The sequence below is a fragment of the Streptomyces sp. NPDC006174 genome, assembly GCF_040614075.1.
Classification (GTDB): domain Bacteria; phylum Actinomycetota; class Actinomycetes; order Streptomycetales; family Streptomycetaceae; genus Streptomyces.
In genome coordinates this window covers 199,561-215,858 of sequence record NZ_JBEXTJ010000006.1, presented here as the reverse complement: position 1 = coordinate 215,858, position 16,298 = coordinate 199,561, and the positions used below count along the sequence as shown (strand labels likewise).

At 68.5% G+C, this 16,298-nt stretch carries 14 protein-coding genes, 1 tRNA gene and 1 pseudogene; 5 read left to right on the top strand and 11 right to left on the bottom strand.

Translation table 11 applies throughout. The features are described from left to right. Positions 1–71: 71 nt before the first annotated feature. The gene (locus ABZ267_RS15660) at positions 72–1,895 is read right to left on the bottom strand and encodes a 5'-nucleotidase C-terminal domain-containing protein (RefSeq protein ID WP_356748707.1); all 1,824 of its coding nucleotides are present in this window, start codon (positions 1,893–1,895) and stop codon (positions 72–74) included. 146 nt (positions 1,896–2,041) lie between these two features. On the opposite strand from ABZ267_RS15660, the gene ABZ267_RS15655 reads away from it, so the two are divergent. Together ABZ267_RS15655 and pyk are read left to right on the top strand one after the other, a co-directional pair. Then, the gene (locus ABZ267_RS15655; RefSeq protein ID WP_356363332.1) at positions 2,042–2,767 is read left to right on the top strand and encodes an SIMPL domain-containing protein; all 726 of its coding nucleotides are present in this window, start codon (positions 2,042–2,044) and stop codon (positions 2,765–2,767) included. A 119-nt stretch (positions 2,768–2,886) separates the two neighbouring features. Next, complete coding sequence (gene pyk, locus ABZ267_RS15650; RefSeq protein WP_356748705.1) at positions 2,887–4,326, top strand: pyruvate kinase; 1,440 nt, start codon at positions 2,887–2,889, stop codon at positions 4,324–4,326. A gap of 6 nt (positions 4,327–4,332) precedes the next feature. On the opposite strand, the pseudogene ABZ267_RS15645 reads toward pyk, so the two are convergent. The 5 genes and pseudogenes from ABZ267_RS15645 to ABZ267_RS15625 all read right to left on the bottom strand — a co-directional run bounded on the left by ABZ267_RS15645 (position 4,333) and on the right by ABZ267_RS15625 (position 7,738). Beyond that, a pseudogene (locus ABZ267_RS15645) lies at positions 4,333–4,939 on the bottom strand (helix-turn-helix domain-containing protein). A 70-nt stretch (positions 4,940–5,009) separates the two neighbouring features. Next, entirely contained in the window at positions 5,010–5,198 is a 189-nt protein-coding gene (locus ABZ267_RS15640) for a hypothetical protein (RefSeq protein ID WP_356748703.1), read from the bottom strand. Continuing rightward, positions 5,195–5,791: a recombinase family protein gene (locus tag ABZ267_RS15635; protein WP_356748906.1), complete on the bottom strand. Its 597-nt coding sequence runs from the start codon at positions 5,789–5,791 to the stop codon at positions 5,195–5,197. The genes ABZ267_RS15640 and ABZ267_RS15635 overlap by 4 nt, the downstream gene beginning before the upstream one ends. Positions 5,792–5,936: 145 nt before the next feature. Then, on the bottom strand, positions 5,937–6,308 hold the full coding sequence (locus ABZ267_RS15630) for an STAS domain-containing protein (RefSeq protein WP_356748701.1): 372 nt from the start codon (positions 6,306–6,308) through the stop codon (positions 5,937–5,939). Beyond that, on the bottom strand, positions 6,305–7,738 hold the full coding sequence (locus ABZ267_RS15625; protein WP_356748699.1) for a GAF domain-containing SpoIIE family protein phosphatase: 1,434 nt from the start codon (positions 7,736–7,738) through the stop codon (positions 6,305–6,307). Before ABZ267_RS15625 ends, ABZ267_RS15630 begins: the two co-directional genes overlap by 4 nt. A gap of 322 nt (positions 7,739–8,060) precedes the next feature. On the opposite strand from ABZ267_RS15625, the gene ABZ267_RS15620 reads away from it, so the two are divergent. Continuing rightward, a complete protein-coding gene (locus ABZ267_RS15620) occupies positions 8,061–9,755 on the top strand; it encodes a Mu transposase C-terminal domain-containing protein (RefSeq protein ID WP_356748697.1) in 1,695 nt (564 codons plus the stop codon). 86 nt (positions 9,756–9,841) lie between these two features. Then, a complete protein-coding gene (locus ABZ267_RS15615) occupies positions 9,842–10,552 on the top strand; it encodes a hypothetical protein (protein ID WP_356748695.1) in 711 nt (236 codons plus the stop codon). Between the two features lie 308 nt (positions 10,553–10,860). Here ABZ267_RS15615 and ABZ267_RS15610 read toward each other — a convergent pair. After that, positions 10,861–10,933: transfer RNA gene (locus ABZ267_RS15610), tRNA-Leu, on the bottom strand. 100 nt (positions 10,934–11,033) lie between these two features. On the opposite strand from ABZ267_RS15610, the gene ABZ267_RS15605 reads away from it, so the two are divergent. Further along, positions 11,034–11,690: a response regulator gene (locus tag ABZ267_RS15605; RefSeq protein ID WP_030567928.1), complete on the top strand. Its 657-nt coding sequence runs from the start codon at positions 11,034–11,036 to the stop codon at positions 11,688–11,690. A gap of 90 nt (positions 11,691–11,780) precedes the next feature. Here the strand turns inward: ABZ267_RS15605 and ABZ267_RS15600 are convergent, their stop codons facing one another. From ABZ267_RS15600 to ABZ267_RS15585, 4 genes are read right to left on the bottom strand one after another with little or no spacing between them, the layout of a single operon-like run. Next, the gene (locus ABZ267_RS15600; RefSeq protein ID WP_356748693.1) at positions 11,781–12,497 is read right to left on the bottom strand and encodes an ABC transporter ATP-binding protein; all 717 of its coding nucleotides are present in this window, start codon (positions 12,495–12,497) and stop codon (positions 11,781–11,783) included. Continuing rightward, positions 12,494–13,453: an ABC transporter ATP-binding protein gene (locus ABZ267_RS15595; protein ID WP_356748691.1), complete on the bottom strand. Its 960-nt coding sequence runs from the start codon at positions 13,451–13,453 to the stop codon at positions 12,494–12,496. The genes ABZ267_RS15600 and ABZ267_RS15595 overlap by 4 nt, the downstream gene beginning before the upstream one ends. Before the next feature lie 2 nt (positions 13,454–13,455). Beyond that, positions 13,456–15,294, bottom strand: coding sequence for a branched-chain amino acid ABC transporter permease (locus tag ABZ267_RS15590; protein ID WP_356748689.1), 1,839 nt, complete (start codon positions 15,292–15,294; stop codon positions 13,456–13,458). Then, complete coding sequence (locus ABZ267_RS15585; protein WP_356748687.1) at positions 15,291–16,220, bottom strand: branched-chain amino acid ABC transporter permease; 930 nt, start codon at positions 16,218–16,220, stop codon at positions 15,291–15,293. Before ABZ267_RS15585 ends, ABZ267_RS15590 begins: the two co-directional genes overlap by 4 nt. Positions 16,221–16,298 lie beyond the last annotated feature (78 nt).

Sequence of the window (16,298 nt, the reverse complement as noted above, 5' to 3'; positions counted from 1 at the left end):
GGCGGACACAGAACGGCCCGGGACTCCACCACACGGAGACCCGGGCCGAACGAACAGCACACCGCTCAGAGTTACGGGAACACCGGCGTCCCCTCACGCGTCAGCCGCCACCCCACCGAAGCGAACGCCGCCGGATCCACCGACCCCTTCGCCTGCACCCACGCGATGATCGTGTTCCGGATCTCATCCGAATTCGCCCACACCTGCTTGGCACCCGGCACATGCGGGAAATTGCCTCCACCGCTCGCCCGGTAGTTGTTCACCGCGAACACGAACCGCGCCGCCGGATCGACGGGCTTCCCCTCGAAGGACAGTCCGACGATCCGCGAACCCACCGGCTGCGCGATATCGATGTCGTACGTCACACCCGACACCGCGTCATAGTTGTAATCCGGAATCCCGTCCGCATTCGTCAGCTTCGCCGTATCCACCGGACCACCCGCCGCAGTTCGCACGTAATACCGCGCCGAATACTCCAGATACTCCTTCAACTGCACGCCCGTGAGCAGCCGCGCCTCCAACGTGTTCTCGAACGGATACAGCCCCGCCGCATCCCGGATCGTCACCTCGCCCGCCGGAATCCCCGCCGTACGCGAGAAGCACGACGCCTGCGACAGCACCGGCAGCTCCGCATACTCCCCACCCGCCAGCGCCGCCGCCACCGTCTCCGTCTGCACCTGGTTGATCAGATCGATGATCGGCTCGTCCCTCCACGGCGCGTCCGCCGTCGACATCGCCACCACCGACGTACCGATCACCTGATTGACGTACGCCACCACCTTCCGGTGCTCGCTCCGCAACAGCGACACCACCTTCCGGTCCTCCGCCACCGCATTCGAGTTCAGCACCTGCGAACCGGCCTTCTCGACCGTCCAGCGCCCCTTCTCCCACACCAGATCGAAATCGAACAACGTCAGCCGCTGCCCCCACTTCGCCGGCTCCGAGAGCACCACACGCTTCCCGGTCTCCTTGTTCACCACGAAATGCTCGGCGATCTCCACATGCGCGTGACCCACCAGAATCGCGTCGATCCCCGGCACCTGCTCAGCCACCAGACCCGCCGCATTCTCGACGTACGGCAACTGATCCCCGTACGACGACGTCCCCGACGAACCCGAATGCGCCGACACGATCACCACATCAGCACCCATCGACCGCAGCCTCGGCACCCACTTCGCCGCCTGCTCCTCCAACCCCGGGAACACCATCTTCCCGCCCACATTCACCTTGTCCCAGATCGCGATCCCCGGATTCGTCAACCCGAGAACCGCCACCCGAACATCACGCCCGAACGGCGTCCGCAACCGCTTGATCACATACGGCGCGAACGCCGGCCGCAACGTCTTCGCATCCAGCGCATTCGCCCCCAGCAGCGGAAAATCACACTGCTCCTCAAACTTCCGCAGCACCGGAATCCCGTAATTGAACTCATGATTCCCCAGCGCCGCCGCGTCATAACCGATCGCGTTCATCGCCTTCGCCATCGGATGCACCGGACCACGCCGCGCGGTGATCGGATCGACCTTCGCGTAGTAATACGACAACTGCGTGCCCTGGATCGTGTCACCCGCGTCGATCAGCAACGTGTTCCGGCGCCCCTTCTCCCTGCGCACCTGATCCACCAGCGTCGAGATCTTCGCCAGACCGATGTCGTTGCGGGCCGCGTCGTCGTACTCCTTGTCGGTGAAGTAGTCCCAGTTGAAGACGTTCCCGTGCAGATCCGTCGTCCCCATCACCGTGAACGAGTACCGCCGGCCCGGCCGCCCACGACTGTGACCGTGCTCCCGGCCCCGCGCCCGAGCCTCACCACCCGCCACCACCACACCGGCGGCACCCGCACCGACAGCGGCCGAACGGCCCAGAAACGTCCTACGGTCCCACCGGTCCAACGCCATGCTTCTCACTCCTCGTTCAGTAGGGCAACGCGCGTAGATTCTGACCCGCCCGCGTTACACGCAACACCCCCGGCAGATGAGGATCCGATGGCCACCCCACACACGTCCTCCACAACCACCCCCGCCCGCCATGCCACAGTGAACGCATGACCGAAACCCCCACACCCACGCCCGCACCCACCCACCACGCCTACGGCACCCCCGACACCCCCCACGTCACCGTCCGAGGCGAAGCACACCTCGAAGTCGACCCCGAACTCGCCCACATCACCATCACCCTCACCGCCCGAGGCACCGACCGCCGCACCACTCTCGACGACCTCACCCGCCGCAACACCACCACCCTCGACCTCATCAAGAGCTACGGCGACACCATCGAAAAGCTCGAGACCGGCACCCTCACCATCAATCCCGAACTCACCCGCCACGGCCGCGCCGAACGCATCCGCGCCTACCACGGCCACATCCAACTCACCGCCACCGTCAACGACTTCACCACCCTCGGCGAACTCATCACCCGCCTCGCCGACCACGACCTCACCCGCATCGACGGCCCTTGGTGGTCCCTGCACCCCACCTCACCCCACCACGCCACCGCCCGCCGCCAAGCCGTCCGCGAAGCCCTCCAACGCGCCCGCGAATACGCCGAAGCCCTCGACACCCGCCTCGGCGCCCTTCTCGAACTCAGCGACACCGGCACCCACCACAGCCCCCTCGGCCGCGCCGCCTTCGCCGAGTCCATGCCCTACGCCGCAGCGGCGGGCGGAGCCGAAGCCACCGACGCCGCCCCGATCAACCTCGAACCCGTACGCCAGAACATCGACGCCCAGGTCGAAGCGTCCTTCACCCTCATCCCGCCGGCCCTCGGATAACGCTCATCGGAGCGGACCGCTGCACAATTCAACACTTGTCAATAACCCTTCACCCAAAGGTTGTTGAGGTGTCATGCCGAGCCAAATACCTACCCGTAGGTAAGGTTTAGGCTCGAACCATGCGCCGAGCGAAAATCGTTTGTACCCTGGGACCCGCAACCGACACATACGACCAGATCAAGGCCTTGGTCGAAGCGGGAATGGACATCGCCCGCTTCAACCTCAGCCACGGCTCCTACGCCGAACACGAGCAGCGATACCACCACGTCCGCAAAGCCGCCGAAGAGACCGGCCGCAGCGTCGGCATCCTCGCCGACCTTCAAGGCCCGAAGATCCGCCTCGGACGCTTCCGCGAAGGCCCCGTACTCCTTGAACGCGGCGACACCTTCACCATCACCGTCGAACCCCTCGAGAACGAAGGCGACGGCGACATCTGCGGCACCACCTACGACGGCCTCGCCGCCGACGTCACCACCGGCGAACGCATCCTCGTCGACGACGGCCGCGTCACCCTCGAAGTCACGGACGTCGACGGCCCCCGCGTCCACACCACCGTCATCGAAGGCGGCATGGTCTCCGACAACAAGGGCCTCAACCTCCCCGGCGTCGCCGTCTCCGTCCCCGCCCTCTCCGAGAAGGACATCGACGACCTCCGCTGGGCCCTGCGCACCGGCGCCGACCTCATCGCCCTCTCCTTCGTCCGCACCGGACGCGACATCGACGACGTCCACCGCATCATGGACGAAGAAGGCCGCCGCCTTCCCGTCATCGCCAAGGTCGAAAAACCCCAGGCCGTCGAGAACATCGACGACATCGTCGCCGCCTTCGACGGCATCATGGTCGCCCGCGGCGACCTCGGCGTCGAAATGCCCCTGGAACAGGTCCCGATCGTCCAGAAGCGCGCCATCAAGCTCGCCAAGCGCAACGCCAAACCGGTCATCGTCGCCACCCAGATGCTCGACTCGATGATCGACAACTCCCGCCCCACCCGTGCCGAAGCCTCCGACGTCGCCAACGCGATCATCGACGGCACCGACGCCGTGATGCTCTCCGGCGAGACCAGCGTCGGCAAGTACCCCATCGAGACCGTCCGCACCATGTCCCGCATCGTCGAAGCCGCCGAGGAAGACATCCTCGCCAAGGGCCTCCCGCCCCTCACCGACCGCAACAAGCCCCGCACCCAGGGCGGCGCGGTGGCGCGTGCGGCCGCCGAGATGGGTGACTTCCTCGGCGCCAAGTTCCTCGTCGCCTTCACCCAGAGCGGCGACACCGTCAAGCGCCTCTCCCGCTACCGCTCACCCATCCCGCTCCTCGCCTTCACCCCCGACGAAGCGACCCGCGCCCAGCTCAACCTCACCTGGGGCGTCGAGACCTTCCTCGGCCCGCACGTCGACTCCACGGACGCGATGGTCGCCCAGGTCGACGAGGAACTCCTGCGCATCGGCCGCTGCGCGAAGGGCGACATCGTGGTGATCACGGCCGGCTCCCCGCCCGGCGTGGCAGGCTCCACCAACCTGGTCCGCGTCCACCACGTGGGCGAGGACGACAGCCCGAAGTAGGACGGCTCAGTATGTCGGCCCGACGTGCGCATCCATGAGGGCGACGGATGCCCGTCGGGCTACGGAGATGTTGTAGGGCTTGCCCGCACGTGTGCAGTGCGTCCAGACGATGCCGAGCGCGTCGAGGGTGGTCGTGTAGAGCCCGCGGATGTCGTCGGAGACGTTGGTGAAGTAGTACCGCGGATACTCGTAGCGCTTCTGTTCGCCTTTGACGATCCGGGTCGTCCAGTTCATGTTCCGGCATCCGTCGGAGTGGATGAGGCCCCGGACGAAGCGCCAGGGATGCCCGTCGACGATCTCCTGTTGCCACGGTTCGAGAACGATGGGGCGTTCGTGCTTCTTGCCCGGCCCGTGCTGAGGAAAGGCGCAGATCCAGTACTTGCTGTACGACTTCACTTCAGCGCAGTTGTTCCGCTGCCGCCGACCGGTGCGCGGCATGGGCATGACCTTGCGCATGGGCGCTTCGGCCTCATCGACCACGCCCGGCCAGATGGCGTCGCAGAAGACCGACAGATGGTGCTCTGCTTGGCTTCGACGTGATGTGGCCGTCACCGAGGTACAGCCCCAGTAGGTAGGCGTACGCGGGGCGGTCGAGTTCTCGGCCCGTGCACACGGGGCAGTCGGTGGTCTGTTCTTACTGCACTCCGCGCCGCTTGCGGTCCTTGTCGGCCGACGCGGAAATGTCAGTGCTTCCGACAGCGAAAGTTCCAGCGGTCCGTGCGTTCGTCGTCCGGCTCGGCGTGCACCTGGTCCTGCTCGTCAACGTCGTGTTTGGTGTCCCCGCCGTACGGCCCGAAGGGCCAGACCTCCCCGGCGGTGCGGGCGCCCAGGACGAGGGAGGCCCCCTTCAAGCGGTACGGGGCGGCGATCACCGACCGCTCCCTTCGAGCTGGGCGGGGACGCGAGAGGTCCGCAGTTCCTTGAGGTCGGGGATGTGGTTGTAGAGGGTGCCCACCGAGACGCCGAGCAGGGCCGCGATCGTCTCGATGCTGTTCTCCGGGTTGGGCAGCATGCCGCGGGCGGCGCGCAGCAGGTTGTCGTTGACGACGGTGGGTCGGCCGCCGACGCGACCGCGGGCCCGGGCTGCGGCCAGGCCCTCGTTGGTGCCCTGCACGATCAACTCCCGGATGAACTCCGCGAGGGCGGCGAAGACGTGGAAGATCAGGCGGCCACCCGGGGTGGTGGTGTCGAGCCGCTCGTGCAGGGATGTGAAGCCGATCTGCCGCTTGTGGAGTTCGCCGACCATGTTCACCAGGTCCTGGAGGCTGCGGCCGTACCGGTCCAGGGAGGGGACGACGAGGGTGTCCCCTTTCTGGAGGAAGGCGTGGCACGCCTTCAGTTCGGGGCGCAGGTCGTTCTTGCCGGACTTCTTCTCCGGGAAGATGCGCCGGCACCCCGCGAGGGTGAGGGCGTCGATCTGCCGGTCGAGGTTCTGCCCGCCGGTGGAGACCCGGGCGTAGCCGATGCGGATCTCGGTGGGGTGGAGGGGGAAGGTGCCCAGGGGGTCGTCGTCCCCTGAGCTGAGGGCGCTGGTGAGGCTGTCCACGTGTTGATCGTGCCCTCTCTTGATGCTGCGGCGGACGCCTTTGCCCGGCGGTCACCGCAGGGAGTTAGGCGTCGGCCGTGTCTGGGCTGGGGGTGTGCGCGACGAGGGCGTGGGCTGCTGTGGGGTGGGCGGGTAGCAGGGTGCTCAGGCCGGTGAGGTCCAGCAGCCGCTCAAGGCGGTCGGGGACGGCGGCGAGGACCAGGGTGCCGTCGGTGGTCTTGGCGCAGCGGTAGATGCCGATCAGGGCGCTGAAGCCCGTGGAGTCGCAGAAGGTGACGGCTGAGAGGTCCAGGATCAGGTGCCGGTGGCCCTGTTCGATCAGGGCCAGTGCCTGGGCGCGCAAGCGGGGGGCGGTGGCTATGTCGAGTTCCCCGGCGACGTGGACCAGGGCCAGGTCGCCGTCGGTGTGCTGTGCGGTGAGGCTGAAGTCGGTCACGGTCGGCTCTCCGGCGTCTCGCCGGCGGGGGCGATGGTGTGGGCGGTGGCGGTCGCGGTGAGGCCGTCCGCGGCGCGTGCGAGGGGGACGGACAGGGCCAGCAGGGCGACGTCGTCGCCGGCCCCCTGGGGTGTGGCGTCGATGAGGTCGACGGTGTCCCCTATGACCTCCGCCGCGCTGATGGGCCCGGTACGTGCGGAGAGGAAGCGGGTCAGGCCCTCTTCTCCGATCATTCCTCCGCCCAGGATGCGGGCCTCGGTCAGGCCGTCGGTGTAGAGGAGCAGTCCTTCGCCCGGTGCGAGGTGGAGTGTGTGGGAGGCGAAGCGCGCCTCGGCGAGGGCGCCGATGAGCATGCCGCCCTGCGGGCGCACCGATTCCACCGTCCCCTGTCCGCGCAGGTGGTAGGCCGGGGGGTGTCCGCCGGTGGCCACCGTGACGGTGAACCCGTCCTTCTCGTGGGGTTCCAGGGTGCCGAAGACGGCGGTGCAGAACCGGGTCCCGACAGCGGGGTCGAGGAGCAGCGCCGTGTTCAGCGCGGTGAGTACTTTGTCGGGGTCGGGGTCGATCAGGGCGGCGGCGCGCAGGGTGTAGCGGGTCAGGGAGGTGACGGAAGCGGCTTCGGGGCCCTTGCCGCACACGTCGCCGAGGAAGAACGCCCACCTCGTGTCGTCGAGGGGGAAGACGTCGTAGAAGTCGCCGCCCACATCCTGCGGGGAGGCGGTGGCGTAGTGGCAGGCCAGTTCCAGCCCCGGGATCACCGGGAGTGCCGGCGGCAGCAGGGTGCGCTGGAGGGTGGAGGCGAACGCCTGGATGGCGGCCATGTCGCGCTCCGCGCGCTCGCGGGCCTCCTCCTGCTCGATGCGCCGCTCCTGCTCGGCGCGCAGGGCGTTCAAGGCCGCCAGGCGCATCTCCAGCTCGTCGAGCACGATCGCGGCCAGGTCGGCGAGGGTGGCGGTGTCGTCCTTGGTGATCAGGCGAGGCTTGACGTCGAGGATGTTGACGGTGCCCAGTCGGTGCCCGTCACGGGTGGTGATCGGCGCGGCGGCGTAGAACCGGACGCCCATCGGCCCGGTGACCAGCCCGTTGTTGGCGGCGACGGGGTCGGTGAGAGTGTCGGGGATCACCAGGGTCTCGTCGGCGAGGATCGCCGAGCCGCACAGGCCCGGCTCCCGGCCGATCTCGCTGACGCCTTCCAAGCCGTGGGCTGCCTTGAACCAGATCCGGTCCTCGTCCACGATCGTCACGCTCGCCACCGGCACCTTGAACAGCCGGGCGGCCATCGCCGCGACGCGGTCGAACGCGCCGTCGGGCGGGGTGTCGAGGATGTTGTAGCGGCGCACGGCGTTCATCCGGGCCGCTTCTTCCACCGCACCGAGCGTCTGGCGCCCCGGCTCGTTCGCCGGGCTGGTCGCGTGTCGCGCTTGCGGCATGTTTGCCTTCCTTGACGCGCCGGCCTCGGTGGCCGACGACTGTCGCAGCCTAGACCGGCCTCCCGTCGTCAAGAAACCAACGTTTTCTGAGGAATGGCCGACGATCACCAGAAGAGGGTCCAGAGCCTTCGACAACTCCCTCACAACCCTGGCCGTCAGAAAGTTCGCACCACCCTTTGGTGAGGGAATCCGGACCTCTCCGGCCGTATCGGGATCATGTCGGAGCCGTACGTGCCACCTGTTCAGCGAAGGCTTATCCGAACGTGTGGATGCGGGCGCATGTTCGGGGACGGCGGCGCCGACACCATTGACACTGCGGTTCATGGGGAGGGTGACGGAGGAGAAGCGTCGGGCGGCCGTCGAACGGCTGTCCCGGCTGCGGGACGACGAGGCGCTGACCGCCGCGCACGTCCGTACGGTCGCGGACGCGCTGGAGGTCTCGGAGCGGACGGTGTGGCGGTGGCTCGCGCCGCCGAGGCCCGCCGAGCCGGCCGCGTGCCCCCGCTACAAGCTGACCGACACCGACCGCGCGGCGTTCGCGTTCTACCGAGGCAACGTCGCCGCACTGGCCCGTGCCCGGCACGCGGTCACCGCCGGAGACGGCACCACGGCCGGGGCACCGGTGCCCGACTTCCTCGCCGAAGGGTGGGCGCGGGCGAAGACCGTCACCGAGCGGACGCTGCAACGCGCGTTCATCGCCGACATGACCGCCGCGGACCGGACGGCGTGGAAGACCGGCGAGGCCGTGCGCCGTGCGGCCGCGGTCTACCTGCGCCGCCCGGACGCGCCGCGCGGGCGGACCTGGGAGATGGACCACAAGCAGCTACCCCTCATGGTCCTGCCGCCCAAGGGCAAGGCGCTCGCACCGTGGCTGACCACCGTGGTCGACGACGGCACCCGGGCCCTACTCGGCTGGGCCATCGCCGTCACCCCGACCTCCGGCACCGTCCTGACCGCGATGCGCATGGCGCTCACCCACGAGCCGGACCTCTCGCCGTTCGGCGCGGTGCCCGAGCGCGTACGGATCGACCGCGGCCTGGAGTTCGCCGCCGGGGCGGTGAAGGAGGTCCTCGGCGGCCTGGCCGTGGTCATGCACCGCCTGCCCGCGTTCACCCCACACCGCAAGGGCAAGGTGGAGCGGCTGAACCTCACGATCGAGCAGACGCTGATCTCCCAGCTCGCAGGCTTCACCGGCGGCCCGCGCGACGCCGGCGGGAAGTTGTACGGGCCGGTGAAGGACTCCGTCGCCGCCCAGCGCGCCGCCGAAACGGCCGCAGAAGGCACCGGCCCGCTGCGCATCCAGCGGTTCGTCGCCCGGTTCGCCGCATGGGCCCGCTGGTACAACACCGAGCGCCCGCACCGCTCCCCGGCTTGGCGCACCCCGCTGACGGCCTGGAACGAGGACACCGCGCCGCTGCGGCGGATCGGCGCCGACCAGCTGCGCCACCTCATGCTCGCCGGGGTGGAGCGGACCGTGCAGAAGGACGGCATCAACTTCGGTGGCCTGGCCTACGTCGCTCCCGAACTGCACGGGCGCGGCCGACAGCGGGTCCAGATCCGGTACATGCCGCACGACGACCGCAGCATCGAGGTCTACGACCTGCCGACCTTCGAGGACGCCGCCGTCTACCTCCGTGCCGACTGGGCCCACCAGCTCGACCGCCTCGACGACGACGACGAATGCCCCAGCTACGGCCACACCACCGGCAAGACCCTCCTCCCGCCGTACGCGGCCGACATCATCGCCGCCCACCTCGCCCACCGCCGAGCGGACGGCGCCGGCACCCTCCGCCGCTTCTTCGCCGACCCGAAGGACCCCGAGCTCGACACCTCCGACCGCGCCCTGACCGAGATGGTCCTGCGTACCTGCCGCAGCATCGGCTTCGACCCGGTCTGGCTCCACCGCGGGCACTGCGAATTCGCGAAGCTCGGCTCTGGACCAGCCCCCATGACCGACTGGATGGCCGCCCGCCGACTCGACGGGAAGATCCTCAGCGACCGGGGTGCCGCCCTGTGACCGGCCCGTACAAGCCCCCGCGCTACAAGCCCCGCGGCTGGGGCGAGGAACTGCGCCGCACAACGCGGGCATGTCTGCGTGGGAGCTTGCCGACCTCCTCGGCGTCCACGAAGCCGACATCAGCCTGGATCACCTTCCCAACCAGCCGCTGCACGTCGTCCTCGAACTCGCCCGGCGCCTCGACCTCCACCCCGGCGACCACCCCGTACGCCGCCGACGTTTACGACCGCCCCCGCTACCTTGACGCCCAGCAGTCGCCCGAGCCCGCCCCCGCCCCCGGCACCGACACGGACGCCGTCGCTCTCCTCAACGCTCTCGCCCACGCCGCCCGCCCGCTCACCGCCGACTTCCTCGCCGAGTCCCTCGGCTGGAACCTCGACCGCGTGAGCGACGCCATCGAGCGCGCCTGGGCGTACCCCCACCTCTCCGGGCCGCATGCCCTGCGGCGCACCGCCCCCGCGCACTTCACCCTCAGCCCGCGCCTGGACGTCCTCACCGACCGGCAGATGAACTGGGTCCACCCCGCCAACCACACCGAGCCGTGGCGCGACCCGCGAGACCCCTACCACCGACCGCTTCAACGCGACGTGCTCAGTGATCAGGACGCGGCCGTGCTGTTCCAGGCGTCCTATGAGGGCTCCGTCTCCACCGACTCCGAGGAGCCGACCGCAGCCACCGTCGCGGGTCTGCTCGACACCGGGCTCCTGGTCCGCGCCGACGACGGCACCGCCGTACTGGCCGACGACGTCCGGTACAGCCTCCGCCTCACCGACACCAACGACCCCAGCACCTACTGACACACCTCATGTCGGAACCACTGACATCAGCTGTCGGAATCCACTGCCATCCTGATGTCGCCCGACAGTCCTCGTGCAGCCACCAGCCGACGGTTCCGCGTGGGACGTTCAGGTGCTCCGCGACTGCTCGATTGGCGGTCCCGCCCCGCAGGAGGTCAAGTGCTTCGTCACGTATCGAGGGGTTGTGCATGCTCCATGCAGCGCAGTTTCCTGCGACCTTCGAAGGCGCGTGCCTGGATCGAAGGTGCGTCCACCGGCAAGGGTGAAGATCGCCAAATTATTGCTCGACCTTGGAATCCAAGGAGAAGTGCCCCGAGTCGGATTCGAACCGACGCTGTATGGGTTTTGAATCCATCGCCTCTGCCGCTGGGCTACCGGGGCCCCTTCGAAACGAAGGATATCGAGGACCCTCCGTGCCTCAAACATACCGTAACTAGGTAGGCTCTTGGGAGCTGCACCCCTGTCCTTCCCAAGGAGCCCCGTGACCACCCCCGAGTCGCCCCAGCCCGTAGACGCCGTCGACGACGACAAGTCGCACGTCCCGCCGCTGACGACCCGCGTCGTCATCGCCGAGGACGAGGCCCTCATCCGCCTCGACCTCAAGGAGATGCTGGAGGAGGAGGGCTACTCCGTCGTCGGTGAGGCGGGCGACGGGCAGCAGGCCGTCGAGCTGGCCCGGGAGCATAAGCCGGACCTGGTGATCCTCGATGTGAAGATGCCGGTCCTGGACGGGATCTCCGCCGCCGAGAAGATCGCCGAGGAGTCCATCGCGCCCGTCCTCATGCTCACCGCCTTCTCGCAGCGCGACCTGGTCGAGCGGGCCCGGGACGCCGGGGCGATGGCGTACCTCGTGAAGCCGTTCAGCAAGAGCGACGTCGTGCCGGCCATCGAGATGGCCGTCTCCCGGTTCGCGGAGCTGAAGGCGCTGGAGAGCGAGATCGCGGATCTGTCGCAGCGGCTGGAGACGCGGAAGCTGGTGGACCGGGCGAAGAGCATTCTCCAGACCGATTACGGGCTCTCCGAGCCGGCCGCGTTCCGGTGGATCCAGAAGACGTCGATGGACCGCCGGATGTCGATGCAGCAGCTGGCGGAGGCGCTGATCGAGGACGCCGAGGAGAAGAAGAAGGCGGCCGAGTAACCCCGTACGTGCGCGATCGTACAAAGAAGAAGAGGCCCGCACCCGGATCAAGAACCGGGTGCGGGCCTCTCCGCGTACGGGGCGAGGACCTCAGTCCTCGCCCAGGTACGCCTTGCGGACCGAGTCGTCGTGCAGCAGGTCCTGGCCGGTGCCGGAGAGGACGATGTTGCCGACCTCCATCACGTGCGCGTGGTTGGCGAGCGAGAGCGCCGCCTGGGCGTTCTGCTCGACGAGCAGGATGGTGGTGCCCTGCGCGCGCAGTTCGGTGATGGTCGCCATGATCTTCTGCATCATGATCGGGGAGAGGCCCATGGAGGGCTCGTCGAGCATGAGCAGCTTGGGCTGGGACATCAGGGCGCGGCCCATGGCGAGCATCTGCTGCTCACCGCCGGAGAGGGTTCCGGAGGCCTGCTTCCGGCGTTCCCCGAGGATGGGGAAGAGGTCGTAGGCGCGCTGGATGTCCTTGTTGATCCCGTCGTTGTCCTTGCGGAGGAACGCGCCGAGGCGCAGGTTGTCCTCGATGGACATGCGGGGGAAGATGTGGCGGCCTTCGGGGGAGTGGGCGAGTCCGAGCGAGACGACCTGGTGGGCCGGGATCTTGCGGAGGGACTTGCCGTTGAACTTGATGTGGCCGGTGAGCGGCTTGATCAGTCCGGAGAGGGTGCGCAGCGTCGTGGTCTTGCCGGCGCCGTTGGTGCCGATGAGGGTGACGACTTCGCCTTCTTCGACCTTGAACGAGATTCCTTTGACGGCCTCGATCTTGCCGTAGGCGACGCGCAGGTCCTCGACTTCGAGTAGTGCGGTCATCGGTCGTTCTCCTTGCTGGTGCTCTCGCCGGGGGTGGTGGGAGCGTCTTCGGTCGTGGCCTTGGCCGTGGTGGCCTCCGGGGTCTCCGTCGCTGCGGCGGCTTCGGCGGCTTCGACTTCGGCGACTTCGGCTGCGCCGGGGTCGCCTTCGAAGGGTTCGCCGAGGTAGGCGGCGACGACGCGTTCGTCGCCCTGGACCTCGGCGGCGGTGCCTTCGACGAGCTTCTCGCCCTGGACGAGGCAGGCGACGCGGTCGCAGAGGTTGAAGATGAAGCGCATGTCGTGCTCGATGACGAGGACGGCGATGCCCTTGTCGCGGATGGCGAAGATGAGTTCTTCGGCCGCGCGGGTCTCCTGCGGGTTCATGCCGGCGGTGGGCTCGTCGAGCAGGAGGAGGCCGGGCTCGCTGGCGAGCGCGCGGGCGATCTCCAGCTTGCGCTGTTCGCCGTAGGGGAGGTTGCGGGAGAGGTGTTCGGCCTTGTGGTCGAGGCCGACGAACTCCAGCAGTTCCATGGCGCGGGCCTTGGACTCGGCCTCGGCGCGGTGGAAGCCGGGGCCGCGGAGGAGGGCGGACCAGAGGCCTTCCTTGGTGCGGGTGTGGCGTCCGACGAGGACGTTCTCCAGGACGGTCATGTTGGAGAAGAGCCGGATGTTCTGGAAGGTGCGGGCGATGCCGGTCGCCGTGATCTTGAAGGATTTGGCGGGGAGGACGTTGCCCTTGTAGCGGACTTCGCCTTCGGTGGGGATGTAGAGGCCGGTGAGGCAGTTGAAGAAGGTGGTCTTGCCTGCGCCGTTGGGGCCGATGAGGCCGACGATCTCGCCGGAGTTGACGGTGAGGTCGACGGAGCGGACGGCGGTGAGGCCGCCGAATCGCATGGTGACGCCGCGGGCGTCGAGGACGGTTTCGCCGGGGGTGCTCACGGCTGTGGCCTCGGCGGTGGTGGTGTCGGTGGTCATCGTCAGGCCCCTGCCTTGGTGAGAGTGGCGGGCGCTTCGTCCTTCTCGTGGAATTCGAGCTGTCGGCGGCGGTTGGCGATGAGGCCCTCGGGGCGGAAGCGCATCAGCAGGACCAGCGCGAGCCCGAAGGCGAAGAGCTGGTAGTCGCTCATGAACTGGAGCTTGGCGGGGATGAGGAAGAGCAGTGCGCCGCCGACGAGCGGGCCGCTGATCGTTCCCATGCCGCCGAGGACGACCGCCGCGAGGAGGAAGGCCGAGTTGGGCGGGACGGCGTGGGCGAACTGGTACTGCTCGGGTGTCACGGTGTACGTGACGTGTGCCTGTACGGCTCCGGCGAGGCCGGCGAGGGTGGCGCCGAGGGCGAAGGCGATGAGCTTGGTGCGGAAGCCGTTGATGCCCATGGCTTCTGCGGCGGTCTCGTCCTCGCGGATGGCGACCCAGGCGCGGCCGATGCGGGATTCGGCGCTGCGGCGGAAGACGACGACCACGATGAGCGTGACGAGCAGCATCAGGAAGAAGTAGTTCGCGAAGCGTCCGATGGTGAAGCCGGCGATGGTGTGGGCGGCGCCGAAGTCGAAGCCGAAGATGGAGAGGTTCGGGATCGAGGAGATGCCGTTGGAGCCGTTGGTGACGTCGGGTCCGGAGGTGCCGTCGAGGTTGAGGACGGCGATGCGGAAGATCTCCCCGAAGCCGAGGGTCACGATGGCGAGGTAGTCGCCGCGCAGTCGCAGGGTGGGGGCGCCGATGAGGACGCCGAAGACCATGGAGGCGGTGGCACCGACCAGGATGGCCTGCCAGAACGGCAGTTGGATGCCGAGCGGGGAGGTGGGTGAGCCGGAGACCAGGGCGGCGGCGTAGGCGCCGACGCCGAGGAAGGCGACGTATCCGAGGTCGAGGAGGCCGGCGAGGCCGACGACGATGTTGAGGCCGAGGGCGACGGTGGCGAAGATGAGGATGTTGACGCCGATGGTCGCGTACTGGTCGTCGGACTGGGTGAACGGGAAGGCCGCGGCGGCGACGAAGGCGCCGACGAGGGTCACGTTGCGGTGGCGTGCGGTGAGGGTGGAGACGCGCTGGATGAGGCCGGCTTTCTGGATCGCCGCGAAGCCGAAGCCGGCGGTGATGAGGAAGCCGATGAACAGCTCGTCGTACTCGGTGGTGATGCCGTAGGTGAAGACGACCAGGCCGAGGGCGAGGACGGCCGCGACGATGAGGATCTCGAGGTAGGCGGGGAGGGTCTTCGCGGGCTGGGCGCTGGTGGTGTTGAAGGCGCTCTTGTAGGTGGTCCCGCGGTTGCTCAGGTTGTGCTTGAACTGGTCGTAGCCGCTGTCCTCGGGGTCGGCGGGGGTGTTCTCGGGCCGCTCGAAGGGGAGGGAGCGGGCGCCGATCCAGCCGATGAGGGTGGCGACGAGGGCGACGTAGGCGCCGGGTTCGAGGTTGACGACGCCGCCGAGCTGGACGCTGATGGCGATGATCGAGAACCAGGCGGTGGCGAGGGCCGCGTAGGAGGCGAGCCGGATCGCGGGGTCGGCGCCCTGGGGGGTCAGCCAGGTGAGGCCCTTGACCCCGTAGGAGGAGAGGCCGAAGAGGGCGAGGAGGGCGCCGCTGACGAGGACGAGCCACTGGAGGCCGCCGGGGTAGCCGTAGACGGTGAGGTCTCCGGGGAAGGCGGAGGTCCAGGTCCAGGCGAGGAAGGCGGAGACGACGGTGAGTGCTCCGCCGGCGGTGGCGGTGGCCCGGGCGATGTGCGGCGGGAGGGTGAGGGGGCCGCGGGTGGTGGGGGCGGTCGGTGCGGGTGCGGTGACCGTGCTGGTGGTCTGTGTGGTGGTCATGGTGGTCACGCCCTGTCCGCGACGCGCTCGCCCATGATGCCCTGGGGCCGGAAGAGGAGCACGAGGATGAGGAGTACGAAGGCCCAGGCGTTGGCCCAGGACTGGCCGCCGAGCTGTTCGAGGCCGGGGATCTCGGCGACGTAGGCGGCGGCCATGGTCTCGGCGACGCCGAGGGTGAGGCCGCCGATCATGGCGCCGTAGATGTTGCCGATGCCGCCGAGGACGGCTGCGGTGAAGGCCTTGAGGCCGAGCAGGAAGCCCATGCGGAACTGGACTTCGCCGTACTTGAGGCCGTAGGCGACGGCTCCGATGGCGGCGAAGGTGGCGCCGAGGGCGAACGCGACCACGATGATGCGGTCGGTGTTGATGCCCATGAGCTTGGCGGTGTCGGGGTCCTGCGCGGTGGCCTGCATGCCGCGGCCGGTGCGGGTCTTGATGACGAAGTAGCCGAGGACGGCCATGGAGATGGGGGCGGCGATGAGGAGGAAGACGTCACCGGTCTGGATGGTGACGGGGCCGAGCTCGAAGGGGCCGCCGGGGATCTCGGGGAAGGTGCGGGCGGACTTGGCGCCCGGGTACCAGGCCCATACGGCTTGCTGGAGGGCGAGCGAGAGGCCGATGGCGGTGATGAGGGGTGCGAGGCGTGGTCCGCCGCGTAGCGGTCGGTAGGCGAATCGTTCCGCTCCGACGGCGATGGTGGTGGCGACGACGATCGCGCCGATGAGCATGAGGGGGAGTGCGAGCAGCACGCTGGTGCCGCTGGGGAGTATGAGCCAGACCGTGAGGGCCCCGAAGCCGCCGGTCATGAAGATCTCGCCGTGGGCGAAGTTGATGAGCTGGACAATGCCATAGACCATCGTGTAGCCGATGGCGACGAGCCCGTACATCGATCCGAGTAGCAGGCCGTTGACCAGCTGTTGCGGCAGTTCGTTCACCGCGGGTCCTCCGTGTCTTTCGCCGGGTATAGAGCAGCGCGGGGCGCCTGGTGTGCGGCGCCCCGCGCTGCCGGTGGT

Coding starts and splice junctions, on each gene's coding strand:
- pyk (WP_356748705.1), top strand. CDS start 2,887: ATGCGCCGAGCGAAAATCGTTTGTACCCTGGGACCCGCAACCGACACA.
- ABZ267_RS15660 (WP_356748707.1), bottom strand. CDS start 1,895: ATGGCGTTGGACCGGTGGGACCGTAGGACGTTTCTGGGCCGTTCGGCC.
- ABZ267_RS15600 (WP_356748693.1), bottom strand. CDS start 12,497: ATGACCGCACTACTCGAAGTCGAGGACCTGCGCGTCGCCTACGGCAAG.
- ABZ267_RS15655 (WP_356363332.1), top strand. CDS start 2,042: ATGACCGAAACCCCCACACCCACGCCCGCACCCACCCACCACGCCTAC.
- ABZ267_RS15595 (WP_356748691.1), bottom strand. CDS start 13,453: ATGACCACCGACACCACCACCGCCGAGGCCACAGCCGTGAGCACCCCC.
- ABZ267_RS15620 (WP_356748697.1), top strand. CDS start 8,061: ATGGGGAGGGTGACGGAGGAGAAGCGTCGGGCGGCCGTCGAACGGCTG.
- ABZ267_RS15625 (WP_356748699.1), bottom strand. CDS start 7,738: ATGCCGCAAGCGCGACACGCGACCAGCCCGGCGAACGAGCCGGGGCGC.